The sequence below is a fragment of the Exiguobacterium sp. s141 genome, assembly GCF_018618085.1.
GTDB classification, from domain to species: Bacteria; Bacillota; Bacilli; order Exiguobacteriales; family Exiguobacteriaceae; genus Exiguobacterium; species Exiguobacterium mexicanum_A.
Window position 1 is genome coordinate 836208 of record NZ_JACSLJ010000001.1, and the last position, 24834, is coordinate 861041.

The 24834-nt window shown below is 55.1% G+C and carries 30 protein-coding genes and 1 pseudogene; 10 read left to right on the forward strand and 21 right to left on the reverse strand.

Annotation, left to right across the window (positions count from 1 at the left end):
* Positions 1-4 precede the first annotated feature (4 nt).
* The 6 genes from KNP74_RS04265 to KNP74_RS04290 all read right to left on the reverse strand — a co-directional run bounded on the left by KNP74_RS04265 (position 5) and on the right by KNP74_RS04290 (position 3069).
* Positions 5-367: a VOC family protein gene (locus KNP74_RS04265; protein ID WP_214718149.1), complete on the reverse strand. Its 363-nt coding sequence runs from the start codon at positions 365-367 to the stop codon at positions 5-7.
* Positions 364-1137, reverse strand: a complete 774-nt coding sequence (locus KNP74_RS04270) for an ABC transporter permease (protein WP_214763512.1) — start codon at positions 1135-1137, stop codon at positions 364-366. The genes KNP74_RS04265 and KNP74_RS04270 overlap by 4 nt, the downstream gene beginning before the upstream one ends.
* Positions 1134-1838: an ABC transporter ATP-binding protein gene (locus KNP74_RS04275; protein WP_214714166.1), complete on the reverse strand. Its 705-nt coding sequence runs from the start codon at positions 1836-1838 to the stop codon at positions 1134-1136. Before KNP74_RS04275 ends, KNP74_RS04270 begins: the two co-directional genes overlap by 4 nt.
* A gap of 15 nt (positions 1839-1853) precedes the next feature.
* Entirely contained in the window at positions 1854-2387 is a 534-nt protein-coding gene (locus tag KNP74_RS04280) for a GNAT family N-acetyltransferase (RefSeq protein WP_214763611.1), read from the reverse strand.
* Entirely contained in the window at positions 2387-2605 is a 219-nt protein-coding gene (locus KNP74_RS04285; RefSeq protein WP_138858929.1) for a DUF6440 family protein, read from the reverse strand. The genes KNP74_RS04280 and KNP74_RS04285 overlap by 1 nt, the downstream gene beginning before the upstream one ends.
* 131 nt (positions 2606-2736) lie before the next feature.
* A complete protein-coding gene (locus KNP74_RS04290) occupies positions 2737-3069 on the reverse strand; it encodes a GntR family transcriptional regulator (RefSeq protein ID WP_251128866.1) in 333 nt (110 codons plus the stop codon).
* Between KNP74_RS04290 and KNP74_RS15085 the strand changes: the two are divergent.
* Positions 3063-3140, forward strand: a pseudogene (locus KNP74_RS15085) (hypothetical protein); the annotation flags it as partial. The gene KNP74_RS04290 and the pseudogene KNP74_RS15085 sit on opposite strands and share 7 nt — an antisense overlap.
* Before the next feature lie 122 nt (positions 3141-3262).
* Complete coding sequence (locus KNP74_RS04300; RefSeq protein WP_371816317.1) at positions 3263-3385, forward strand: hypothetical protein; 123 nt, start codon at positions 3263-3265, stop codon at positions 3383-3385.
* Between the two features lie 312 nt (positions 3386-3697).
* Here the strand turns inward: KNP74_RS04300 and KNP74_RS04305 are convergent, their stop codons facing one another.
* Complete coding sequence (locus tag KNP74_RS04305; protein ID WP_214763514.1) at positions 3698-4258, reverse strand: AAA family ATPase; 561 nt, start codon at positions 4256-4258, stop codon at positions 3698-3700.
* Positions 4259-4517: 259 nt separating this feature from the next.
* On the opposite strand from KNP74_RS04305, the gene KNP74_RS04310 reads away from it, so the two are divergent.
* Positions 4518-5780: a hypothetical protein gene (locus tag KNP74_RS04310; RefSeq protein WP_214763515.1), complete on the forward strand. Its 1263-nt coding sequence runs from the start codon at positions 4518-4520 to the stop codon at positions 5778-5780.
* Between the two features lie 12 nt (positions 5781-5792).
* Here KNP74_RS04310 and KNP74_RS04315 read toward each other — a convergent pair whose 3' ends face one another.
* Both KNP74_RS04315 and KNP74_RS04320 read right to left on the reverse strand, forming a co-directional pair.
* Positions 5793-5957: a hypothetical protein gene (locus tag KNP74_RS04315; RefSeq protein WP_034778922.1), complete on the reverse strand. Its 165-nt coding sequence runs from the start codon at positions 5955-5957 to the stop codon at positions 5793-5795.
* 19 nt (positions 5958-5976) lie between these two features.
* Positions 5977-6204: a DUF3221 domain-containing protein gene (locus KNP74_RS04320; RefSeq protein ID WP_214718167.1), complete on the reverse strand. Its 228-nt coding sequence runs from the start codon at positions 6202-6204 to the stop codon at positions 5977-5979.
* 125 nt (positions 6205-6329) lie between these two features.
* Here KNP74_RS04320 and KNP74_RS04325 point away from each other — a divergent pair, with 125 nt between their 5' ends.
* On the forward strand, positions 6330-7214 hold the full coding sequence (locus tag KNP74_RS04325; RefSeq protein ID WP_251130073.1) for a tetratricopeptide repeat protein: 885 nt from the start codon (positions 6330-6332) through the stop codon (positions 7212-7214).
* 49 nt (positions 7215-7263) lie between these two features.
* On the opposite strand, the gene KNP74_RS04330 is transcribed toward KNP74_RS04325, so the two are convergent.
* The 7 genes from KNP74_RS04330 to KNP74_RS04360 all read right to left on the reverse strand — a co-directional run bounded on the left by KNP74_RS04330 (position 7264) and on the right by KNP74_RS04360 (position 12885).
* Positions 7264-8013: an SDR family NAD(P)-dependent oxidoreductase gene (locus KNP74_RS04330; protein ID WP_214763518.1), complete on the reverse strand. Its 750-nt coding sequence runs from the start codon at positions 8011-8013 to the stop codon at positions 7264-7266.
* Positions 8014-8139: 126 nt separating this feature from the next.
* Positions 8140-9846 (reverse strand): methyl-accepting chemotaxis protein, encoded by a 1707-nt coding sequence (locus tag KNP74_RS04335; RefSeq protein WP_214763520.1) that lies wholly within the window; start codon positions 9844-9846, stop codon positions 8140-8142.
* A 193-nt stretch (positions 9847-10039) separates the two neighbouring features.
* On the reverse strand, positions 10040-11863 hold the full coding sequence (locus tag KNP74_RS04340; RefSeq protein ID WP_214763522.1) for a methyl-accepting chemotaxis protein: 1824 nt from the start codon (positions 11861-11863) through the stop codon (positions 10040-10042).
* Between the two features lie 119 nt (positions 11864-11982).
* Positions 11983-12195: a DUF2922 domain-containing protein gene (locus KNP74_RS04345; protein ID WP_021066376.1), complete on the reverse strand. Its 213-nt coding sequence runs from the start codon at positions 12193-12195 to the stop codon at positions 11983-11985.
* Between the two features lie 29 nt (positions 12196-12224).
* Positions 12225-12437 carry a hypothetical protein gene (locus tag KNP74_RS04350; protein WP_058764453.1) on the reverse strand — a complete coding sequence of 71 codons (213 nt, stop codon included), beginning with the start codon at positions 12435-12437 and terminating at the stop codon, positions 12225-12227.
* 26 nt (positions 12438-12463) lie between these two features.
* Complete coding sequence (locus tag KNP74_RS04355; RefSeq protein WP_021066374.1) at positions 12464-12604, reverse strand: YvrJ family protein; 141 nt, start codon at positions 12602-12604, stop codon at positions 12464-12466.
* 68 nt (positions 12605-12672) lie between these two features.
* Positions 12673-12885, reverse strand: coding sequence for a hypothetical protein (locus KNP74_RS04360; RefSeq protein WP_029594867.1), 213 nt, complete (start codon positions 12883-12885; stop codon positions 12673-12675).
* Positions 12886-13205: 320 nt separating this feature from the next.
* On the opposite strand from KNP74_RS04360, the gene KNP74_RS04365 reads away from it, so the two are divergent.
* Positions 13206-13646: a MerR family transcriptional regulator gene (locus KNP74_RS04365; RefSeq protein WP_138858918.1), complete on the forward strand. Its 441-nt coding sequence runs from the start codon at positions 13206-13208 to the stop codon at positions 13644-13646.
* 29 nt (positions 13647-13675) lie between these two features.
* Here KNP74_RS04365 and KNP74_RS04370 read toward each other — a convergent pair whose 3' ends face one another.
* Positions 13676-14431, reverse strand: coding sequence for a Fic family protein (locus KNP74_RS04370; RefSeq protein WP_214763526.1), 756 nt, complete (start codon positions 14429-14431; stop codon positions 13676-13678).
* Between the two features lie 197 nt (positions 14432-14628).
* On the opposite strand from KNP74_RS04370, the gene KNP74_RS04375 reads away from it, so the two are divergent.
* Positions 14629-14829, forward strand: a complete 201-nt coding sequence (locus KNP74_RS04375) for a sensor histidine kinase (RefSeq protein ID WP_214763527.1) — start codon at positions 14629-14631, stop codon at positions 14827-14829.
* Positions 14830-14890: 61 nt separating this feature from the next.
* On the opposite strand, the gene KNP74_RS04380 is transcribed toward KNP74_RS04375, so the two are convergent.
* The gene (locus KNP74_RS04380) at positions 14891-16744 is read right to left on the reverse strand and encodes a sensor domain-containing phosphodiesterase (protein ID WP_214763529.1); all 1854 of its coding nucleotides are present in this window, start codon (positions 16742-16744) and stop codon (positions 14891-14893) included.
* A gap of 279 nt (positions 16745-17023) precedes the next feature.
* Here KNP74_RS04380 and KNP74_RS04385 point away from each other — a divergent pair, with 279 nt between their 5' ends.
* Entirely contained in the window at positions 17024-18661 is a 1638-nt protein-coding gene (locus KNP74_RS04385) for a C40 family peptidase (protein ID WP_251130074.1), read from the forward strand.
* A gap of 115 nt (positions 18662-18776) precedes the next feature.
* Positions 18777-21485 (forward strand): EAL domain-containing protein, encoded by a 2709-nt coding sequence (locus KNP74_RS04390; RefSeq protein WP_214763530.1) that lies wholly within the window; start codon positions 18777-18779, stop codon positions 21483-21485.
* A 31-nt stretch (positions 21486-21516) separates the two neighbouring features.
* On the opposite strand, the gene KNP74_RS04395 is transcribed toward KNP74_RS04390, so the two are convergent.
* Both KNP74_RS04395 and KNP74_RS04400 read right to left on the reverse strand, forming a co-directional pair.
* Positions 21517-21783, reverse strand: coding sequence for a hypothetical protein (locus tag KNP74_RS04395; RefSeq protein ID WP_034778955.1), 267 nt, complete (start codon positions 21781-21783; stop codon positions 21517-21519).
* Positions 21780-22508: a DUF3784 domain-containing protein gene (locus KNP74_RS04400; protein ID WP_034778957.1), complete on the reverse strand. Its 729-nt coding sequence runs from the start codon at positions 22506-22508 to the stop codon at positions 21780-21782. The genes KNP74_RS04395 and KNP74_RS04400 overlap by 4 nt, the downstream gene beginning before the upstream one ends.
* 124 nt (positions 22509-22632) lie before the next feature.
* Here KNP74_RS04400 and KNP74_RS04405 point away from each other — a divergent pair, with 124 nt between their 5' ends.
* Complete coding sequence (locus KNP74_RS04405; RefSeq protein ID WP_058764471.1) at positions 22633-23106, forward strand: DinB family protein; 474 nt, start codon at positions 22633-22635, stop codon at positions 23104-23106.
* A gap of 34 nt (positions 23107-23140) precedes the next feature.
* Here the strand turns inward: KNP74_RS04405 and KNP74_RS04410 are convergent, their stop codons facing one another.
* Positions 23141-24382, reverse strand: coding sequence for a UDP-glucose dehydrogenase family protein (locus KNP74_RS04410; RefSeq protein WP_214706706.1), 1242 nt, complete (start codon positions 24380-24382; stop codon positions 23141-23143).
* A gap of 126 nt (positions 24383-24508) precedes the next feature.
* On the opposite strand from KNP74_RS04410, the gene KNP74_RS04415 reads away from it, so the two are divergent.
* Positions 24509-24754, forward strand: coding sequence for a hypothetical protein (locus KNP74_RS04415; protein ID WP_138858913.1), 246 nt, complete (start codon positions 24509-24511; stop codon positions 24752-24754).
* Positions 24755-24834: the final 80 nt, after the last annotated feature.

The window sequence follows — 24834 nt, forward strand, 5'->3', positions numbered from 1 at the left end:
CCATTCAGAGGGCTTGAATCATCTCGACTCGATTGCCGAACGGGTCGCGGAACTCGAACCGGTCGAATCCAGGAATCGGGATGCCCGTGAGCCGCTCAATCCCTTCCGCTTCGAGCTTCTGTCCCCATTCCGCCAAATCGGTCACGGCGTAGGCGACGTGTCCTTTTGTCGACAGTCGGTCAACCCCGTCCTCGGTGCCGACGTGGACGCTCTGGTCGCCGACCTCGAGCCAAAACCCGCCCCGTCCTTGAAGTGACGCCGGTTTCTCGATTTCTGGAAGACCGAGCACGCCGCAATAAAACGCACGGGCTCGTGTTTCCTCCCCTTTCGGGATGGTGATTTGCACGTGATGGATGCCTTGAATCATGTCGTTTTCCCCTTTCGATACGTCAACCCGACGAACTGAAGTTTTTGGTTGAACAGGCGCGGATACGCCAGATAGCCGACCATGACCGCCGAAATCGATGCGGTCGTCAAGATCAGGAATAAGATGAGCAATTGATAGAGCACCGCCTCCATCGGGTCGGCCCCGCCGATGATGAGACCGCTCATCATACCCGGTAGTTGGACGAGCCCCATCGTCTTCTGCGCCTCGACGGTCGGAATCATGCTCGTGCGGATGGCGCTCTTTAAACTGCGCTCAATCGCTGCTTTCGGTGTGCCGCCGAACGACAAGATGAGCTCAATCACTTCATCGCTCCGCTCGACCTCGTCTTTGAACTTGTTCAAGAACAGGAGCGACAACACCATACAGTTCCCGATGACCATGCCGCTGATTGGGATGACTTTCTCCGGCTCAAACGGGATGATGCCGAGTCCAATCATGAGGCCCATCGTCAACGTCTCGACCGTGACGAGCGTGAGCAGAATCATCCATGTGATGCCAGGAATACCGTCCCCTTTCTTGATGATGTTCTGTGTCGCCGCCCCAATCATCAAGAGAATCATGAGCAACATGAACACCGGGCTGTCGCTCTCGAAGACGAACGTCAAAATGTAGCCGATGATGAGCAACTGAACAATTGACCGCACCGTCGCAATCAAGATGTCGCGTTCGAGCCCGAGTTTCAAGAACAGCGCCAAACCGAGCGGGATGGCGACGAAAATCAATGAGGTCATCAGTTCGATGAACGTCATAGCTCTTCCCCCCTCACGAAACGACCGATCATCGGATTGTCGGACTCGTCGATGAACGTCGCGTCGCCGAATTCAATCAATTCCCCGTTTCGCAAAAACCACATGTCATCACTGACACGCCGGGCCTGATCCAAGTCGTGCGTGATCCAGACAACGGTGACCCCGAAGTCTTTTTGCAGTCTCACAATCAACCTCTCAATCTCTTTCACAGTCCGATAGTCGAGGCTCGCCGTAATCTCGTCCAATAACAGCACGTCCGGCTTGTTGACGAGCGTCCGGGCAATGGCGACACGACTCCGTTCCCCGCCCGACAACGTCTTGATCGGTTGGTCGAGCGAGATGCCGCCTAAGTCGACTTTCTGCAACAGGTCCGCCGCCCGCTCCCGTTCGAGCGTCTCACCGAAGATGGCTTTCGGCAAGTTCATATTGTCGTACACCGTCCCGTCAATCATCGGCGCGCTTTGAAACGCCATGCCGATTCGCTGGCGCAGTTCGATAACGTCAATCGAATCGATGTTCTCCCCTTTGAAATAAATCGCACCGGCGTCCGGTGATAACAGGCCGTTGATGTGCTTCAGGCACGTCGTCTTGCCGGCACCGCTCGGACCGACGAACGTCGTGATGCGTCCTTGCCGGAAATATCCCGTCACATTATGTAAAATGTCTCCATGACTCACGTTTTTGAATTCGATAATCTGCATCGGTGTCGTCCTCCATCATGTCATGCTGTCTGTCTCAAGCAATGAATACATATACAAATCGTCATATTTCCCTTGCGTTAACTCATACCCCCGTAGCAACCCTTCTCGCGTAAATCCGACCCGCTCGAGTAGCTGTTGTGACGCGGTATTCGCCGGCTCGACGAGCGCCTCGATACGATGGAACCCGAGTTGTGTGAACCCATGACGAACGACCGCGCGGAGCGCCTCACCGGCAATGCCTCTTCCCCAATGATTCGAGCTGAGCTCAAACCCGATTTCGGCTCGCTGGTGCTTCGCTGACACGTTCAAAAATCCGCAACTGCCGATGACCTCGTCTTGCCCGGTCAACGTGATTCCCCAGCGGACACCTGTCCCTTCCTCGATAATCGAATCGTACCAGGCAATCTCTTCTAACGCATCCTCTAACGACGTGAACGGGTCGAGTCCCATATGGCGGACGACCTCAGGTTTCGATAAATATGCCAACAGGTGTGGCGCATCGTCCGCTGTCACCCGCCGTAACGTCAGCCGATTGGTGCTGAGTGACATCACGATCGGTACCCTTCCTCGACCACAACATCACCATTCGCATCGAGTAGCGGAGTGATGCCTCCACCTGTCCCGACCCACGTCTGGATATAGTTCACGCCGGTGTCCGTATCGACGAGGATGGTGATTTGTCCAAGTTCCGGCAGTTGTTCCGTCAACTTGACGTGAAACCGTTTCGATCCTGCCGCTTCTTCTGCTGTTTTCTTTTTGAATAACATCCTACCCCCACCTTTCTACTTCTAACTGTACGCAACATAGCTTCTCGTTTCAATGAATGAGAGACATCCATGGCTGCCGGATGCGAAACCCCTTTAATCCATTCAAAAAAATACGCCAGACTGTGGCGTGTTCAAGAATAGCTCCGCTCGATGACGAAGCTCGTCTTATCCCCTCTAAAGTAGGAACGTGAATATTCAATCGTACGTCCAGAGGCGTCCTCGGTCACCGTCTCGATATAGAAACACGGCGTACCGAGTGGACAGTCGAGCAGCCCACTCACTTTCTCATCAGCGAGGGCAATCTCGAGCGCCTCCGTCGTCTTGGCGACATGGACGTCATGGACTTGTGACAACGTCTGAAAGAGCGAGTGCTCGGCCTGGTTTTTCGTGATGCCCGGTGCGACCTGCCATGGGATGAACGATACTCGACCGCGCTTCCCTTGTACGGCGATGAACGGTGCCAGCCGGCTTGGTAAAAGCGTTCCGTACGATTCTGGTCTTGATTGAGCTCGCCAATGAGATTGCCGTAATTTGCCCGGAAGCTTGGCTCGTTAACTTCACGAATCTTGCCCGTATCGTCATCAAAATTCACCTGACGACGCCGTCATCACGAAGTCAGGTCCGCTTCCAATCACCATCGGGTCACTCCCGCTGCCAATCAAAGGATTCATCACAAATTTGAAGACGTTTGAACAACTCGCGATTCAAGAGATTATCTCAGGTTCGCACCACGACGCCTATCCCGCCGGCTTGATGAATCCACTCATCCAAGATGAGTAAAAATTGATTCAGCTATTCGATGTGTATGAAGCGCGTTTACCACAATTCAACTTATTTAGGCGATGTTTTTCGCATCTCTAAGCGTCTCAGGACGCGTTCTACGGTGATGGCGTCACACGAGAGACGCTCGATGCGATTCAACCTGGAGACTCGATTGAGGTCATGGTCCACCCGGCCGATCTCGATCCCATACTCCCGAGCGTCACGTCTTACCTCGATGCACGTCTCGTCGAGAAAGACCTGCTCACCTCCTATCACCGCCCCGATTGGTGGGCATAACAAAAGCGAGTCCTTATGCGGGACTCGCTTTTGTCATAGCTGGAAATGTTGTTTGATTCGTTCAGCGACCGTCGCCGCATCGAGATGCGTGTTGTTGATGCGCAAATAGTTGTCGACGTCGAGTTCCCCGTGCTGTGAGTTCAATCGATAGAGCGTCGCCGTCTGCTTCAACTCACCTTCCGACCAGGCGATATCCCGCTTCGTCGGCTTATGTGTCAGCCGGTTCTCCGTTTGGTTGCGGATCAGCCGCTCTTCGATGTCCGCCTCGAGCTCGACGTAGTAGATATCGGCCCCGTTCGACTCGAACAGGTCGGTCACTTGTTTGATATACGCCCAGTCCTCTACTAAATCAAACGCCCAGACGAACGTGAAAATCATTCCGTCCAAGTCACTTTTCGCGACCGCTTCGAACAATTCGTGGCGGAACAGCTGGACGAGGCGGCGGCCTTCGTCCGTCCCATAACTGAAGAACGGACTGACGAGATCAATCGTCATATGGTTATGGAACAGCTTTAAATCCGTGATGCTGGCGAGCTCTTGTCCGACCGTCATCTTGCCGACGGCTTGTGGACCGAATAATACGACGAACTTCATATCTAATCCCATCCCTACTGTCATTTTCAACAGCATATCATATTGCTCGACTCATCGAATAGGAACGGAAGGCACGGGTCGTCCAAAAGGGCTGCATGTCGGTTTCCCCTTTCTGAAACGTTACTCTAACCCATTCCCGTTTTAAAAAAAGTCAGTCCAAATCCAGATAAATGTGTGTGCCCCAACAAATATTTGTTTACCCCTGCTTCATATGAGGAATAGGCATATCATCTATGTGTATGAAGGAAGGTGTCATCCCGTGACTTGTCCACGCTGCGGAGCGAAGACCCGCTCGAAAACCACTGTTTGTCCGACGTGTGGCCATCGCCCACGTCGCTTGAAATGGATTGCTGTCCCCATCGTCATCGCACTCATCGCGTTCGTCTCGTTTTTGACGAACGCCTATCTCACCGACACTCCGCGCTCGAGTGAATCGCTCGCCGACAAAGTCGATTTGAACATCACCGAAGATACGGTCTCGGCTAACGGGGCTAACACCGTCGACCTCGAGACGTTGCAAGATAGCCTATATACCGTCGGCACGGGTACCGGGTTTTTGATTAGCCCGCAAGATGTATTGACGGCGGCCCATAACGTCGCCGGCATCACCCGCGTCACGATGAAACATGGTGACAAGACGGTGAATGGAACGGTCATCGGCCGAACTGACGCCATCGCCGTCATCCGCATCGAAAAAGTAAAAGCGACCCCGTTCTCGTTCAGTCACGCGATTGTCGGACCCGACGAATCGGTGTTGACACTCGCACCGGACGAACAGATTGAAGGAACGCTCACGTTCGAAGAAGACAGCTATCGCCGCGAATTCGATTTACCGAACCGCGCCATCGGCAGCCCGATCGTCACGGCCAATGGACGAGTGCTCGGCCTTCACTTGGTGACGAAGACGCTCCCGGTCGCCTTGTTCGAACAAGACGTACTGTCGTTCCTCGAGTCGGACACGCCGGCCCCGCCACCGACGAAAAAACGCAGTACGCCGGCCGCTGAACTCGCACCGGTCGCACCGATCACACCGGTCCCAAAACGAGAAGAGCCGGCAGAACCCGCTCCAGCTCCAGCTCCAGCTCCAGAACCGGAACCGACACCGGAACCAGAAGCTGCTCCCGAAGCTCCAACTGAAACTGAGGAGCCAGCAGAAGAACCGGTACCGGTTGAAGAGGAAGCACCAGCCGAGCCGGAACAACCGGCCGAAGAACCCGAGACGCCTCCCGTCACGGAACAACCGACCGAGCCTGACGTCCCTGTGACCGAACCGGCGGAACCGGTCGAGCCAGAGAAGCCAGCCGCTCAGGAGAAAGAAGCGGAAGCAGCGGCACCGGTCAAAAAGCAAGACAAATCGAACACAAAACCAAAGGCAGATCAGCCCGACACAAAACCGAAACAAGACAAGAAAGACAAACCGGCACCACCGCCCGTCACCGAGGAGAAACCGGACGCAACTGACGCGACCGAGGATGTCCCGGACGAGCCGGTGGAAGACGAAGAAAGCACGCCATCGGAATGATGACGTGCTTTTTCATGTGTCTTTTCGAGAGCGCCGCTGCACGTTGCCGACCGCGGCCCCGAATAGGAGCAGGATAATCGACAACATCCAAAATGGCATCACGTCCTGCAACAACCAGACGATGAGCGCACTGATGGCGATGACGACACCCATCCATAAGAAATTTGACTGTCCCATTTCGTTCACCTCGGTCTCATCATAGCACATCAATTCGATGCGCCGTCGCCTGGGGCGGCAGCGAGCGGGTCATCTTTTCATCGTGCTCGACGCGGACGTATTGCCCGACGGCGAGCGGCGTCTCATCCTCTCGAAGTGGCTCTTCCCAGTGAAACACGATGCCATCGAACGGTTCGGCATCTTGATTCGGCGCGACCCGCATCCACGTCGGTTCGAGTTCGACAATATAACCCGTGAACGTGACCATCTCCATCCCTCCATTTCCTCGGAAATCCTTCCCTATTCTTTTCCCATTTTTTGAAATAACTCTACTCGTTCGTCCGAATGCTCGGTATAATGAAGCAACACTCATTTACGCCGGGAGGGACCCTCATGAAACACACCATCGATTTACACCATCCAGACTTTCAACGCACCTTCCTCGAGATGATGCTCCTTGAAGAAATGATTGACGACTATAACGCTGAAGCGATCGAGTCGCTCGTCGTCCGCGGCGAGACAAACTTTCCGGACGACCCGTTTTTTCCGGCGATGCGGGCATATCCGCTCATCCGTGAAGGCGAGTTCGGTCAGGCCCGCGACGTGCTCGAAGCCGCGAGCGCAAAAGGCGACCATTACATGATCCACTGTCTCCATGGCATCTTGAGCGACGATACGAATTTCTTGTTCGAGGCCGAGCAGCATTTCCTTCGCGCCGTCGAACGCTATCCGGACGTGCCGATGGTCCAACGCGCGATCGCCGTCCATTACTTCAACCGCAAGTTTTACGGGGAGGCCGGACTCCACTTGATGCATTACGTCCGGCTCGCCGGGTTCAACGAAGAGACCGTGCCGATGCTGCTCGAATTCTTCCAAGCGTTCGATGAGATTCCGCTCGAGATGAACGATGAGCTCCTCAAGGTGGCCATCGGGTACTTGAACGCGAACCCGCGCAACCCGCGCGCCCACTCGCTCTATGCGTCGATTTGCAGCCATCGGGTCGAGATGCTCGTCAAACGGTTGCCGGAAGACAATCATCAGCTCGATGACGAGACGATTGCGATGCTGCTCGAGGTCGAAGAGCACGGCATGTGGAGTGCGACATATGACGACAGTGAGGACCATATGTTCCGCGCCATGTTCGCCGATTATATCGACAACGTGGTCTTGCCGAACACGTCCAGACTGTATGTATATCGCTTACGTCTTCGCTACTGGTACCACCGGCTCACGCACCGCTTGACCGGGGGTTACGGGGACTCGATGCGTTCGTCGTAAACAAACAAGGGGTCCTGCCACCGCATGTCGGTGACTGGACCCCTTGTTTTTATCCCATATACGGATGAATCGGTCCGCGCAACTCGAACGAGTAGTCCTCGTGGTTGACGATGCCGACGACCTGGTCGCTTTCGAGCAACTGCAGCAAAAACTCGGCCATCTCTTCGGCCGTATGATACTTCTCGACGTTTTGGCTATAATCAAAGTCCTCTTCTTCACGGGCACGGTTCGCAAAGCCGGTCTCCGTCGCGGCCGGTGCGAGCACTTTTGCCCGCAGCTTATCCCCGTCGTTCATGAGCTCTCGGGCGAGCCCTTCCGTATAGGCACTGACGAAGAATTTCGACGCGCTGTACGTGACACCTTTTTTGGCGATGTGATAGCCGACGACAGACGCGATGTTCACAAGCGTCGCCCCTTCGACGTTGTGATAGTCGCGGACGTATAGGCTCGAGAGCACCGTCAACGCCTCCACGTTCAAGCGGATCATGTTCTCGATTTTTCCGACCTCGACGTCTTTCACGAGATTCGAGTCCCCGAACCCGGCGTTATTGACCCACGTCTCGATATCGAGATCGGCGAGTGACTCATACAATCCGTACACGTTCTCGCTATAAGACAAGTCTTTCGCTTTGATGATGACGTCACTCTTCGGTGAAATCGATTTGATCTCACTTCGTAACTTCTCGAGCTCGTCGTGGCGGCGTGCCACGAGCACGAGTGACTTTCCTTGCTTGGCGAGCAATTTCGCCGCTTCATAGCCAATGCCTGAACTTGCCCCGGTGATGACGGTATATTTCATAATCCTGTCCCCTTTTCACTGTAATCGAGATTGATATCTCTCTTCGGCATTTCCCCTAACCTTGCCCCCTCAATCCTTGGAACACTCAAAAACCGTCCTCCCCCGGACAGGAAAGGACGGTCCACATTACGTTTGGAAGCGACCGATGAGCGTCTGCAAGTCTCCGGTCATATTGCCGAGCGACTCGGCGACACCGTTCAACTCTTGAATCATCGCGAGCTGGGCGTCGGCCGTCTCACCGACGCTACGCATCGTCTCGGCCGTGCCTTCACTGTCACTCGCCATATGGATTGCCGCTGTCGCGACTTGTTTCGTCGTCGTCGCGATCTCGCTCGAGGCGATCCGAATCTGTTCCGTGTTCTCGACCGAGGCGTGCAATTGCCCGACGATTTGTTGGAACGACGCCGTCGCTTCTTCAAGCAGCGCCGTGTTCGTCTCGACGCGGCGGGCACTGATGGCGTGACGCTCGAGCACCGCATTCGACTGCGTTTGAATCGATTCAATCAAGCCGGCGATTTGAGACGCCGATTGTTTCGACTGTTCCGCAAGCTTGCGGACTTCTTCGGCGACGACGGCGAAGCCTTTCCCTTGCTCCCCGGCCCGGGCCGCTTCGATGGCCGCGTTCAAGGCGAGCAGGTTCGTCTGGTCGGTGATCGACTGGATGACCTCGGTAATGAGGGCAATCTCATCTGACTGTTGTTTCAACGCCGTGATTGATTGACCGGTCACGACCGTCTCCGATTCGAGGGCGAGCACTTCTTGTTTCGCTTGTTGAATCGTCTGTTCCCCGCGTTCGGCGAGCTTCAGACTCGTCTGGACGTCTTGGCTGATCGTCCCGATCGACGTGGCGATTCGTTCGACGCCTTCATCGGCCGCCGCGACCGCCTGTCCGCTCTTCGAAGCAGCCGCCGCCTGGTTGACCGTCTCACCGACGACTTGTTCAATCATCCGCGTCGTCTCCTCTGTCTGCGACGACATCTCTTCTGTGCTCGCGTACAGTTCTTCCGACTGCGCCGTGATTTCTTGGGCGTTCCGGCTCACTTCGTCGATGAGTTCGCGGAGATTGCCTTTCATCTGGTTGAAGCCAAGCATCAACTCGCCGATTTCATCGCGCGTGAGCGCTTGAAGGTCAGCGCGTGTCAAATCACCGTCGGCGACGATGCCGACCTCGTCCGATAGTTGGCGAAGCGGGACCGTGACCATGCGTTGGAGGAAGTAGCCGGCGCCGAGCGTGAGTACGAAAATGATGACGGCGATCACTGCAGAGTATATCAATGCACTTTGACCTCGACTCTCAAGCTGCGCTTGCTTCGCCAACATCGCGGCTTCCGATTCGGCTTGCATCGTCTCTCCTGACTCAATGATTGATGCCGTCACATCCGGCAACAACCGGAGCGCGAGTCGGTCCACTGTCTCTTGATCATCCGCGTCGATTGCTTGAATCAACTGTTGTGCTAAGTCATCGTAACCTAATGCGTATGACATCAAGTTCTCTAGTTCTTTCGTCTCTTCTGTCGAAGGCGAAAGTTCTAACAAGGCATTGATTGCTTCTTTTTTCTCTTCTGACCCTTGCTGCTCTGCTTCAAGCCGGGCCGGCTCTTGTTCAAGAATATAACCACGCAGGCCATACGCCTGACGGACCATCCCTAACGATAATTCATCGGCCGCCTTCATCCGCATGACATCTGATGAAATCATTTCTTCATATCGGCTCGTCGCATCGTTCAACGCCATCAGATTGTAACCCATCCCAATTACGACGAGTAAAAGAATCATTCCGATCCCGCCAAACAGTTTCTGCGTCAATGTGAGTTGATTTAGCCTTTTTTTCATCTTCTCGAGGAACGCGTCCTCTCACACCTCTATTTCTATCAAATTTTGGAATCACATGATTTCTATCGGTTTGTGCAAACGGTTTTCCACATTTGTTTCCAATTATTTTAATGGATTGACCTTATTTACGAGTCTTATGTTCCATTTATTGTCACAAAAAAAGACCACAGCCCATCATGGCTGCGATCTAGCTTCATAACTTGAACTGTGACACGCGATTCGATAGTTCGACCGCACGTTGTTCGGTCTCCTGCATCCGTGCCTGCACGTCGTTGAAACGCTCGACGGACAGTTGGACTTTCTCCGAAATCGACTGCGTCCCGTCCGCCCCTTCGGTCACGGTCGTCGCGACTTCTTGGATGACGTGGAGGATGCTATCGGTCATATGACGGAGTTGGAGCGCGTTCGTCTCGAACGTCTCTGCCGTCTGGCCGAACACGGTCGCATCTGCCTCATATTGAGTGGCCGACTCCTCGAGACGGTCGTAATCCGCGAGCACTTTCGTGTCGAGGAACGTCAGCATATCGGCCGAGCTTGTATTGAGCCGGGCGACCGAATCGATGACCGTGTGCGATACCGCTTGAATCTCGTTCACCGTCTGGCGCGAGTTCTCGGCGAGCTTACGAATCTCCGAGGCGACGACGGCGAAGCCGCGACCGGCATCCCCGGCCCGGGCCGCCTCGATCGATGCGTTCAAGGCGAGCAAGTTCGTCTGGTCGGCGATGGTCAAGATGGCGCTCGTCAAGACGCGAATCTGTTCGACCGACTGCGCCCCTTTGATGGCGTCGTCGAGCTCGATGCGCTTCTTGTCGATGATGGTGTTCGCTTCCGTCTTCGAGGCGACAGCCTGCTCACGGAGCGCATGGGCCCGGCGCTCGACATCGCTCGCTGTCTTGGCGCTCTCGTTCGAGAGGTCGACGATCGTATCGATGGATCCGCCCATCTCGACCGTCGACGCGCTCATCTCTTGCGACGAAGCGGCCGTCTCTTCCATACCGGCCGTCAATTCTTCGACCGTGCCTGACGTCTCTTCCATATAACGGCTCAATTGTGTCACTTCCGTCGCCACTTCTTTCGACGACACGAGGACGACTTTCGCCGTCTTGTCGACGTCGACCATGATGTCACGTAGCGTGGCGAGGAACGTGTTGAACGAGCGGCTCACTTGAGCGATCTCATCGTTCGACGTGACCGGGATGGCCATCGTCAAATCGCCGCCTTGTGAGGCCAATTCGTCAAACTTCTCTTGGAGCACCCGCATCGGTTTGATGATTGAGCGCAATAAGCTCAGTCCGAGGAACAAGAGAAGGACGAACGCTCCGATCGTCACGACGAGCAGCGCGATGAGCGACTGCCCGAACTCACGTTCCATATTCGCGCCGACACGTTGTGAGCCTTCCGAGTTGTAGTCGACGAGTTCGGTTAAGCGTTGCGTGAAGTTATCGTATGTCGATTGTGACTGGGCGTCATAATACGAGCGGGCCATGCCGTTATTGCCGGACGTGCTGAAGATGAGCATGTTGTCCGATACGCGCTGATACATCTCCCACTGCCGACTGAAGTTGGCGAACAGCTCTTTGTCTGTATCGCCCGTCGCCGTCTGTTCGTATTTCGGGGCGATCTCATTGATGCGCGTCCGAATGTCTTTCATCTCGGTCATCAATTCTTCTTTCGCGGCCGCGTCTTCGGTCACGATGTGTTCGAGCTCGAGCGCGCGATAGTTCGCCGCGAGCGTATTCAGTTCATGGGCGTAGTCGAGCCCTTTGCTCCAGTTGTTGACGATATCATCGCCTTGCCGGTTCGCATCGGCGAGCGACAAGAGCGAGTAGCCGCCGACCCCTGCGACCATGAGGAGCGCGAGGATGACGAGTCCCCACAGCTTTTGACGGATGGTCAGGTTCTTGCCGGTCACCCGCTCCCCTTCACGCGTGCTCGACTTTCGCCACTTCGGTTTCCATTGAAAGCGCCGGACGTTCACACGGTTCCGTAACGCTGTCCACTTCTGTTTCACTGACATATGTATATTCCCCTCTCGCATGCAACGTTTCTTCCTATATCGTCTTGACGTCGAGGAATCTAAAGGGAATTGACCAAAATAAAAAAAGATGACTGAAAACTCAGTCATCTCTTGACTCGTTATTGGACGTTCAACACGGTCTGCGTACCTTCGATCATCTTGATTTCTGTCCATTTGACGACGCTCTTGCCGAGCGGATCGTTGGCGACCATGAAGTCGGCGAGCGCTTGCACTTTCAACGCGTCGACCGGCTGTTTCACGTTATTCAAACGGAAGCGTGATACTTTATTGAACATATCCAAAAATGCGATTTCTACTTTAGTCTCAGTCATGGGTTAGTCCTCCTTGGATGTGGGTGTGATTAGACGAGATCGTATTCGCGAACGACCGACACGGTGAAATCTTCTTGCTCTGTCAAGTCGAGCATGAGGTGACCGAACGCCTCGGCATTGTCAGCCGTGAGCGCCGCCCGGATCGGACCGAAGCGCTGCGTTTTCTTCGTCGGTTTCAAGCTGTTCAAATCGTGGTGCGTCGTCAAGACGAGCGTGGCTTTCTTTTCAGTCAATACGGCCATGGGGGATGGCTCCTTTCGGGGATGGATTACAATTCAGACGGATAGGTCGAGTCGAGACGCTCGAGCAGTTGAATCATGCGCTCAAGGCGCGTCTCGATCCGGTGGAGCAGATAGAGCGAGACGACGATCGGGAAGCCTAGGTTCGAGATGAGTTCGGGCCAGCTCATGGGCCCACCCGCTCATCGGAACAGCCTCCGGCGGGACGCTTCGATACACGCATCAGGGGTTCCTCCAATTAGAACGTCACGTGGAACTCACGCGACACGACGTAGGCGGCGGATTCGACCGCGAGAAGCGGAATCAACAGATCACCGAACTGCTTGATCTCCTCGGTCTCCATCCGCGCACCGAGTGGACCGAACCGGACGAGCTGACGCTTTTCTTTGCCGTCAACGAGCCGCTTCGTGTCAAGATAAAAGACGCTTGCGTATTCTCGATACACTGCCATATGTCTCACCTCCTTCGCCCCTATTAACCGAAGTTGGTGAATGTTTGCTCATATTTCCTTGTTACCTTTTTGTAACGACTATAGACCCATTCTGAATGAAGGCGTATTCATCGCCTCGAATCGGCTTTATTCCTTGAATTTACATACCAATTAGGGTATCTTAATAGGCGTCAACCGAATTTTGAAAACACGCCTAAAGTCCCACGAATTCATTTCCCCACTTTGAAAAAACTGACAGTTAATTACTTGAAAATGGGGTACTATACGGAGGAGGGCATTTTCGAAATGACCAGTTTGACTTGAAGAAGGAGATACTCTAGATGAACAGCTTAGACTTCGCACTCAACACCCCTATTCCTTCCGCTCAACTCGACTTCGACCAAACCGACCTGACGTTTTACGCGACTGACTGGGATGACTATCGCCCCGAAAACGCGAAGCCGCTCCTGTACAACGAACGCCCATTGACCGTCTATCCACTAAAAGAACTGAGCCGTGCGTTTCATGTCGCCGGGATTCCCCGTAGCCAGCAACAGCTGATCAAATGGGAAACCGACGGCGTCTTGCCACCGACCCCGTTCACGATGGGACGCAAGCGCTTCTATACGGAAAATCAGATTCGGACTATCGTCGACATCGCATTGGAATGCGGACTACGGCCCCGGACACACGTCAAAAAGACGAACTTCTCCGAGTTGGCCCATAAAGAATTGGCGTACATACTCCAGTTAGAATTAAAAACCAAACTGCCGCATGAATGAGCGGACATGAGACAGCCCTTCCTGACGATTCAGGAAGGGCTGTTTTTGGATGGACGAGGGGCGATGGCGCTCAAATACAAATCAAGCGATGTTTCGACCTCTGTAGCGACCAGATTGATAAAGTCGTTGTACATTTCTGTCGTATGCGTCCGATCTAGCGCATTGTAATAACTCAGGCGATTTTCGACTTTGATGACGACAGGCGGATAACCGGACTTCATCAACTCCAAATTGAGCAATAACCGAGACGTACGACCATTTCCATCAATGAACGGATGAATCCCCTCGAACTTAGCATGCAATAAAGCACCCCGTTCAACTGGATGCATCGTATTCGTCTCTGTTTCATACCAATTTATCAGCTGCTCCATCTGTTCTTGAATGAGATAAGGAGGCGGCGGCACATGAGCGGATCCAGCAATAAACACTTGCTGATCCCGATAGACGCCTGCATACGCATCATCAATGCCTTTCAAGACGAGACGGTGCAAATTTTTAATTTGCCACTCCGTCAGCGGCTCTTCACGTCGAACAATTTCTTCGACGTAGGAAATGGCATCTTGGTGGTTGATTACTTCTAGATGTTCTCGCATCGTCTTCCCGCCAACCGTTATACCTTCCAACACCACTTTGGTCTCGTTGATTGTCAACGTATTTCCTTCAATGGCATTCGAGTTATATGTCCATTCTAAAAAGAGTTTTGCTCTCAAACTTTGAAGCGTATACGTCGGCAGCGGTCGGCTTTGATCTAGTTGCTCTTTTTTATTCGTCAGTTGCTCAAACATATAACCCGCTTCCTTTCTCTCAAGTGTTCGTGATTTAATTATACGCTTGTTTACCTGAGCAAGTCGATTTCGAGTGAACGCCTCATTCCATCTTTAATCGGCAAGGATACCCCCTACTTCAATCGTGTCCCGGGCACAGCCCGACGATAAGTGGGAGAGGAATTGCCGCCGGGGCCGAATCGTGTACGTCCGACTCAATGAACGGTATCGGCATCGACGCGAACGAACTGCCGTACATCTTCGAGCGCTACTACCGGGGCACGAACACGACCGACGCACTCGGCAGCGGCCTCGGTATGGCGATTTCCCGGGATATCATCAAAGCGCACGGCGGCACTGTCACGGTGACGAGTGCGCGCGGGTCTGGAACGACGATTCGCATCGAGTTGCCGGCCTGACGCGAGCGGCAAAAAAACCGCAGACACGTAACATGTCTGCGGTCCATTCAAAAGGATCCGCTCAACGGAGCGAATCCTTTTTCGTTGTGTCATAATCCTCAATCCACGTCTCGAGCTCGTCAACCGGGAGCGGACGTGAGAACAAGTAGCCTTGCATCTCGTCACAACCGAGCGAACGGAGCGTGTCGAGCTGTTCCGGTGTCTCGATGCCTTCGCACACCGTCTTCAATTCGAGCCCACGAGCGAGCTCGATGATTGACTGGACGATGACGTTTCCGGTCGGGTCGTTGTCCGTCACTTGGATGAACTGACGATCAATTTTGATCTCGTGGATCGGATAGTGCTTCAAATAGACGAATGCCGAGAATCCGGTCCCAAAGTCGTCAATCGAGATCGAGAAACCTTGTTCCCGGAAGGCGATGAAGCGTTCGATGACGTGCTGTTGATTCTCCATCCCGACGCTCTCGGTGATCTCGAACGTCAAATAGTTCGGACAGACGTCCATCTCTTTGACGATTTGGCCCAACTTCTCGACGACCCCGTCCGATAGAAAATGACGAGCCGACAAGTTCAGTGCGAGTTGATACATCCGTCCCGAGGCGTGCCACGTTTTCAACTGACGGCATGCCTCGGCGAGTGCCCATTCCTCGAGGGCGATGATGACGCCCGTCGACTCGGCGATCGGGATGAAGTCGAGCGGTGGGATCAACCCGTGTTTCGGATGAATCCAACGCATCAATCCTTCAAATCCATTCAGTTTTCCGGTCGCCGCTTCGATCTTCGGCTGATAATAGAGTGTGAACTCGTTCAAGGCGAGCCCTTTACGGAGGTTCATCTCAAGCGTCAGGCGTGCCGTCGCCTTCTCGCTCATCTCCTCTTCGTAAAAAGCGATTCCTCCACGCTGCACGTGACGCTCATTGGCCGTGATCCGAGTCGTATCCATCATCTCGAGCGTCGAACGTGACTTGTCCTCGATCGAGATAAAGGCGCTCATCGTCAAGACGACATCGAGTTCCCCGACCGCGAACGGCTCGTTCGTCACCGTCTCGCAAATCAAATCGGCGTATCCTTTGACTTTGATTCGGTCCCCGTAAGGCGTCCATAGCAGGAAACCGGATTGAGAAATCCGCGCCAAGAGCGAGACGTCGACGACTTGCTGGATTCGTTCTGACAGTTCGATGACGATCTCGTCTGCCCGTTGGATACCGATCGCCGTCTCGACGGAGCGGAACTCGTCCGCCCGCAAATAAATCAATGACCCGAGCTGATGCGGTGTCTGCTCCCGGAGCGCGTCCACGCGTTCGATGAAGCCGTTCAAGTTCATGAGTCCGGTCTGTTCATCCGTATAGGCGAGCTTGGCGAGATGGTCGTCAATCTCTTGACGGTCGAGCCGGAGATAAAGGATGGCGATAAAATCGGACAGCGTGCTGACAATCAATTCCTCGATAAACGTCCATTGCCGCGGCTCAAACGTCTCGCAACAGATGACCCCTTTGGCCCGATTGTTCGCATAGATCGGCGCGTCGAGCATCGAGTACACCCGCTGCCCTTCCACGAAATGTTGCTGGTACAAGTCCTTCACCCACTCATGGGTCCGGACGTTCTCAAACGGCAACACCCGGTTCGTCCGTAGGGCGTCGAAATAGACAGGTGCGTCCCCACGCATGACCGTCAATGCCGGTTCACTCGGGCCACTCTCTTTCGAATAGGCGACTTGGCAACTGATCGATGCGTACGTCTCGTCAAAGTGCCAAATCGAGACCGTATCGACGTTGAGCATATCGGAGACGACTTCGCACATGTAATGAAGCGTCTGTCGCACCGCTTCCTCCGTCACGTCGGGCATCCGGACGAGTTCGAACAGTTTCTCTTGATGTTGTCGGTATGTTTGTGATGAATTGTTCCCCTCGTTCATAAGTCCCCTACTCTCGTTCAAACGTTTTGCATTCATGATAGCACGAAAAGATATATAAATAGGTTTCCAAAATTCAACAGAAAGTCAATTTTCGATTCCCCTGTTTCTTTAGTACTTCTTCTTCGTCCACGCCCAAAATTATTGACCTTATTTTCAACGGAATCCACTGATTGAGCCATTTCCACCATTGCTTGCCGTATGTGTAAACCCTACAATAAACTTGTATCGTTTTACCTGTCGATAATTGTCAATTGAAATTGAAGAGAAGGAAGTGACCCCATGTCCCCTAAGTCCGGCCTCATGTACTCATTCGCAGCCATCGCCGCCGTAAGCATCATCGCCCAGGCCGACGAAGTCGCAGCAGCCAGCACACACGTCGTCCGTGCCGGTGACACACTTTGGTCGATCAGCCAAACACATAACGTGTCGGTCGCCCAGTTGAAAGCAAGCAACAACTTAAGCTCTGACCGTCTCGCCATCGGCCAAACGCTCAAATTGAGCGGGAGCGCCCCGAGCACATTAAAACCCGCCGCTACAACGGCGACGTCAAGTTCGACGCAAGTGACGACAGACGCCTTGAACATGCGCCTCGCCGCAGGCACATGGCATAAAGTCCTCGTCACTATCCCGAAAGGCCAGGCGCTCAAGCCGATCAAAACGAGCGGTGCCTGGACGAAAGTCAGCTATGGCGGAAAGACCGGTTGGGTACATAACGGCTACTTGACGACCGCATCCGTCAAACCGGCCACACCGAGCACACCGACTCCAGCCACACCTTCTACACCGGTCACATCAAGCGATGCTACCGTGACGACAGCCGACTTGAACCTGCGCCGCGCCGCAGGAACGTGGCACGACGTACTCGTCACTATCCCGAAAGGTCAAGCGCTCACACCGATCAAAACGAGCGGCACTTGGACGAAAATCAGCTATGCCGGGAAGACCGGGTGGGTACATAACGGCTACTTGACGAATTCATCCGTCAAACCGACTACTCCAACGACGCCGAGCCAACCGGTCGCACCGTCGAAACCGGCCATCAAAGAAGAGAGCATCAACCAGTCTTACGTCACGACGGCGAATTTGAACGTCCGTCAAGGCCCAGGGATCGGTTACGCCCTCGTCACGAACATCCCGAACGGCACGACCGTCAAAGCGACGAAACAGAGCGGCACGTGGGTGTACGTCACGTATAACGGCAAGAGCGGTTACGTCAGCACCGGCTACTTGAAACAGACGACGACGGCACCGAGCGCGCCGGTCACTCCGAACGCCGGAGACGGCGGTGCGGGCAACGAATCGTTCGACTATGTCGTCAATACGCCATCGCTCAACGTCCGCGCCTCAGCCTCGACAAGCTCTGCCGTCATCGGCAGCGTCACGGCCGGACAGACGCTCCGGGTCGTCCAAACGTCGAACGGCTGGCATCAAATCTATATCGGCAACACGACCGGTTTCGTCGCGGCTTCATACGTCAAAGCGGTGCCGAAAGGTTCTACGACGGCACCGTCAGGCTCGTCTGATGGACTAGCGAAGAGTCTTGCCGCCATCGCGGTCGCCAAAAAATATGTCGGCACGCCTTACATCTGGGCGTCCTCGAACCCGGCCAACGGTGGGTTCGACTGCTCTGGACTCATCTATTACGCCTACAATCAGGCAGGCTACAGCGTGCCCCGCACGAACGTCGCCACGTATTGGTCCGGATCTTATTTCGGGACACAGCTCAGCAAGACGTTCGTCCCGAAAGCGGGCGACCTCGTCTTCTTCGAGAACACGTACACGGCGGGCCCGTCACACATGGGCATCATGATCGATTCGGACACGTTCATCCATGCCGGGACGTACGGACTCGGCTACAACACGATCAGCAAAGAGCCATATTGGAAATCACGCGTCATCGGCTACAAACGACCGTGACCTTCGGCGCATTGGAAGACCCGACCTTTGTCGGGTTTTTTTTCGTGGGGCAGGATTTCCCTCGAAAGACTCGAACACGAAAGATAGAATGGGAAGAGAAAGAAGGAGGTGTCCGATGGGAAATAATCGATTCGCTAAAATTCCGTACCGAACTTACACGATGGCCCTCGCCGTCGCTTGTCTCATCGGCGTATTGTTATTCGGGCTCGGACTGAGCTATTACTGGAAAGAAAAGCACGTCGCCGTCGATGAAACGGTGCGCGACTTGAATCATGCCTCTGACTTGGCCGGGGTCGAGTCGTACCTCGTCTTGCATCACGCGGCCAAACTGTACGAGACGAACTCCGAGCAACCGACCGCCCTGTTGTCGGCCCCGTACCGTGAACGGGCGCTCCAATACAATCTTCAACTGCTCGACGACTTCGAGACCGGGGTCGATGAACGGGAACGGGACGCCCTGCTCCGTTTCTCCGAACAGCTCGAGGACACGTTGAACGAAGACGGGTCGAGCCGATTCGAGGCCGTACCGTTCGACGTCATCGCGTCGATCAATCGGCGCTGGCTCTACCAAGGTCTCGAGCGGACCGCCCAGGCGAACACGGCCTATGAATTGACCGACGCCGTCATGCGGATGCAGATGGCGTTCGTCGAAGGTGTGACGAATCTGCTCGCCGAGACACCAAACCGAGACCAGCTCGACTTCGAGGTCTCGACGATCGCGAACGAGGCTCGGCTGATCGAAGACATCGTCGCGACCGATCCGTCGCTGAAAACCAAATCGGTCGAAGACTTGATCGAGAGCGCGCTCGCACTCGGACGGGTGACGGCCGCCAATTCGACGCTCGAGGCCCGTTACGTCAACGGGACGAGCTTCTATGAGGACTCACACGCCGCCCTTCAAACCGTGCGGTCGACGGCAGATGACACGCTCATGGCCGAGCGTGACCGTTACGGGACGCTCGCCATCGCCGCCCTTCTCATCACGATGCTGTTGTCGGCGGGTCTTCTGCTCGCCCTCTGCTACACACGCAAGATGTATGCCCACGACTTGGCGCACTTGAAGGCCCGTGCCCTCGCCATCGACCCGAGCACGGAACCGGTCGCGGAATCATTCCCGCCGAACCATGACTTCCGCGGCATCGAGGACGAACTCCGCGAGATTGCCGTCAGTGTCCACTCGACGGTGCACACGCTCGAGACACAATCGGACGACCTGCTCCGGTATCATGAGCGCTGGTCGTCGCTCTTCTCCGAGACGGGACTCGCCATCGCCTTGATCGATGACACGTACGACTTCATCGAACGAAACGATGTGTTCCGCCAGTTCTTCGGGGAACGTAACTTATATGAGATCAACCAACTGTTCACCGACACGGGACGCCGCCTGTTGCGCGAGGCGCTCGCCGGGGTGACGGAGAACGGGACGAGCGCCCAGTTCATCTTGCATTTGAAAGGTGAGCACGTCCGCTTCTTGAACGTCAAGATCATCCCGCTCAAACGCGGCGAGACGCTCACCTATTACCTCATCCTCGAAGATGAGACCGAGCGTGTCGAGCGTGAGCGCAAAGTCGACCGGCTCGTCCGCTTCGACCTCGCCACCGAGCTCTATAACGAGTACGGTTTCCTCCGCGCGTGGGAGAAACAAGACATCGAAGGCACGTTCCTGTTGATCAAACTGAACGATTTCCATCACCTCGTCGACTGGTACGACCCGACGTATGCCGACCTGCTCATGACCGAGTTCGCCCGGCACGTTGAGGACCGGCTCGAGAAGTACGCGCACCACTTGTTCGGCCGCTACCGTGACGATACGCTCATGCTGTACGTGAAAGGGCTCCGTAACGTCGATGAGACCGAGTTGCTGGAGCTGTTCCCGACCGAGCTGTTGATCAACCAGAAACGCCAGACCGTGCATCTTCAAATCGGGGCGACCCATACGACGCCGAACTATAACGACTGCCTGTTCGAGGCGACAAAGGCTCTCCAACACGCCAAAGAGACGCGGACGCCGTTCGTCTGGTACGACTCGAGCATCCTCGCCCAGCTCCAATGGGCCGCCTTGATCGAACAGGCGCTCCCGGAGGCGATCGAACAAGGCCATATCACCGTCGCCTATCAGCCGCAAGTCGAGTTGAAGACGGGCCGTGTCGTCGGGGCCGAGGCGCTCGCACGCTGGCAGCACCCGGACATCGGCTACGTGCCGCCGAACGAGTTCGTCCGCATCGCCGAGCGGTCCGATCAAATCCTTTGGTTATCGCATTCGATCCTTGATTTGGTCGTGCAACAGCTCGTTTCCTGGCGCGATACCCCGTTCGCCGACATCTCGTTGTCGTACAACTTGTCGGCCCATTCCGTCGACCCGTCGATCGTCACGAAGCTGCGCGACTTGGTCGAGACGTATCCATGGCTCCCGGATCGGTTGAAGATCGAGCTGACCGAGTCGGCCGACATCATGTCACACACGAACGAGCTTGAGCGGCTCGAAGATATCGCCGACCTCGGCTATTGCCTGTCGATCGACGATTTCGGTACCGGCTACGCCTCGTTCGAAGCGATCTGGCACTTACCGATCCAAGAAGTGAAGATCGACCGCATGTACGTCAGCGGAAAAGCGAAGGACAGCACGTCGTTCCTCCGCGCCGTCTCCCGATTCGCGAGCGAACAAGAACTGACCTCGCTCGCCGAGGGGATCGAGACGAAGCAAGACTTGGATCGCATCCTCGCCGAAGGCGTGGAGCTCGGCCAAGGTTACTACTACGCCCCGGCCCTCGACACGATTGCGTTCGAGGCGTGGGTGAATGAAAAAAGAGGCCGTCTCGCCTAAGCGAGAGCCCCGTTCGACCGGCTGACACATGTCAGCCGGTTTTTCGTTTGAGGAGATTGAAGACGAGCTTCAGCGCGATCAACAGTCCGATGACAGGCAAGATGACGGGCAGCGAACCGCGCGGCAACAGACCGAACACGATGAACATCGTCATCCCAATGGCGAAGAACAGCTTGACGCCTCGCTCGTGGCCCTCGAACTTCTCCCAGCGCCAGACGAGAAGCAGTAACGTCAGCGGCGCGAACAAAAACGTCAAGAAGAAGAACGGCATATGACGTGTGTACCAGGGTTGGGTCATTTCAATCGTACCTCCTCATACAACGCCTCCGTCGCTTCGTTCGACTCCACGTTCACGTAGATCGGCTTGCCGCTCCAGTCGATGCGAACGGCGGCCTCGATATCTCGGTCGAGAAAGACGAGCACATCTTCCCCGCCTGTCGTCCGGAAGTGACCGGTCAAGCGTGAGCCGACGGCGGCACCGTTCGTCCGGCGGTCGAGGCTCGGCCGATACGTCAACGTGACGGTTTCGATTTCATCGTACGGCACCGTCTCCCCGTAACTGCCTTCGATGACGAGCGCCGAGTCGGTGAACGTCACCTCGGTCGGTTGGTTGAACCAGAACAAGAGACCTCCGACAAAACCCAAGATGAGCGTCAAGACGAGGACGAGCGGGATGAGCCGTTTTTTGCCGCCGGGACGAAGTTTCCCGCGCTCATCAAAAATATTCCCGTCATATTTTTGGCTGCGCCAAAGCGTGACGACGACGAGCAAGACGATGAGCAGGAAGAACGGCTCGAGCGGGATGTCGAGACCAGACATGTCGATGGCAGCGATGACGAGAAAGATGCTTGCGATGCCGTAACACATGAAGCCAAGCAATCGTGCCACCGCCTTGATGTCGACGCGCGCCTTGTCCTCACGCTTCATCGTGTTATATCCCGAGATGAGGAAATGCCAGCCCAAGCGATGGACGGCAAATCCGAGCAAGAATAAAATGAGTGCTGCAATCACGAGTCCCCACATAGAGGTGTCCCCCTTTCTTCTATAGTGTACGAGAAAAATGGACCAAATGTTTCAAAATCATAAGGCGTGCCAATGACTTGGACGATATCTTATACTGGAATCAGAACGCTCAAGGAGGAATTCGATGTATCGGACAAAAGCAGACTTTCTACAAGATTGGACCAAGTCCTCGACCGGCACGCTCGACGTGCTCCGCGCCGTCACCGACGAGGCGCTCGGCCAGGAGATCGTCCCCGGTCATAACTCACTCGGCTGGATCGGTTGGCACGTGACGACCGCGCTCGGTTATTTCACGAACTTGCTCGGCTTCCGGCTGTCGGCCCTGAAGAGTTTGACACAACCGACCGACGCGGCACTGATCGCCGATCAATATGCGCGTTACGCCGATGAGATCGCGAAAGCAGCCGAACAGTTCTCGGACGAGTACCTGCTCGAAGAAGTCGACGTCCACGGCGCGAAGCAACCGCGCGGTGCCGTCTTGCGCATGATGATCGACCATCAGACGCACCACCGCGGCCAAATGACGGTGCTCCTCCGTCAAGCGGGACTCACGGTCCCTGGCGTCATGGGCCCGACGAAAGAACAGATGAAGGCGTGAAAAAAGGCGAGACCCCGCGGGGCCTCGCCTCTCGTCACATCGATGACGGCGTATTCGCCTTGTTTTGCATCCGGCCAATCCCTTCGTATTGGACAGTACCCGGGTCGCGTGCATATTTCCACGCGTTACGAGCGTCGATCAACCGTTTTGTCCGCATCCCGTCGAACGCTTCCGGCTTCAAGTTGACGAGCTCGTCCCATTCCGTGACGAGGATGGCGACGTCCGCTCCTTTGAGCGCCGCCTCGACCGTCATCGCCTGTGGATAGTCCCACTTGGCGAGCGGGTCATAGCCGATGATATCGATTTCACGCAATGCCAAGTGACGAGCGAGCGTGACCGACGGTGCGTCACGCATATCGTCCGTACCCGGTTTGAAGGCGAGACCGAGGAAGGCGACCTTGAGGCCGCTCTTGTGCTCGACTTTCGAGGCGACGTAACCCATCTGGGCGTCGTTCGAGTGCATTGCGGCACTGATGACCGGCAAGTCGAGCTCGTTCTCGTGGGCGACGTTCAAGAGCGCGTGCATGTCTTTCGGGAAGCACGAGCCCCCGTAACCGAGGCCGGCGTTCAAGAACGAACGTCCGATGCGCGGGTCGAGACCCATCCCGTCGGCGATCGTCGTGATGTCCGCCCCCGCCTTGTCGGCGAGACGCGCCAAGTCGTTGATGAAACTGATTTTCGTGGCGAGAAACGCGTTCGAGGCGTACTTGATGAACTCCGCGTCAATCGGCGACGTGCAGACGAGCGGGACACCGAGGCGTCCATAGATGCCCGCGAGTTCCTCGCACATCTCGAAGTTGTCACTGCCGATGACGACACGGTGTGGTTTCAACACGTCGGCGAGCGCGCGCCCTTCTTGGAGAAACTCGGGGACGACGGCGAACGTGTGGGCCGGGTACATGATCGACAGCATGTCGGTCGTCCCCGGTGGCACGGTGCTACGGATGATGATCTTTTGTTTCGACTTCACCTCGGACAAGGCCGCGTCGACGAACGTCAAGTCACAGCTGCCGTCGCTCTTGCTCGGCGTACCGACCGCAAGGATGAGGTAGTCGACCGTTTCTGTGTCGGTGATCGAGTCTGTGAACGTGATCGATCCAGGATAGTCACGTAACACATCTGCCATGCCCGGCTCGTGGAACGGAACGTCCCCGCTCATGAGACGAAGCAGTCTCGGTTGATCTTTCTCGACACCGATGACCTCATGCCCCGCTTTCGCCAGTCCGCACAGGGTGGCCAGTCCGACATAGCCAAGGCCGATGATTCCAAATTTCACGATAATTCCTCCTTCAATAGTCTTCTCCTAACAGTAACGAAAAGCGGCGAGCAAGGGAAGGCTCTAACACTCTGTGAATATTCTCTGCTATAATGAGTCAAAATGAGGCTAGAAAGGAATAACCGCATGGGATTGCTCGCTTTCTTTTTGATTTCGCTGTTCGTGTTCTACTGGTTTCCTATTCGAGGTGGACTCAAGACTTTCCTGCTTATCTTGATCATGATCAGCGGATGGCTGTCGATTTTCGAGCTCGTCGCGATCATCGAAGCCCGTCCATGGGTCGCTGCCCCGGTCCTCGCGCTCATCGGTTTGTTCGTTTGGAAGTGGCGCAAAGACAGACAACAGAAACAAAACAAGCAACAAAGCATTTGACAGCGACGTCGAGTGCTTTTTTCAGTTGCCACATAACTTTTTTAAGAATGATGGGAAAGTATTTTTTTGATGCTATCATA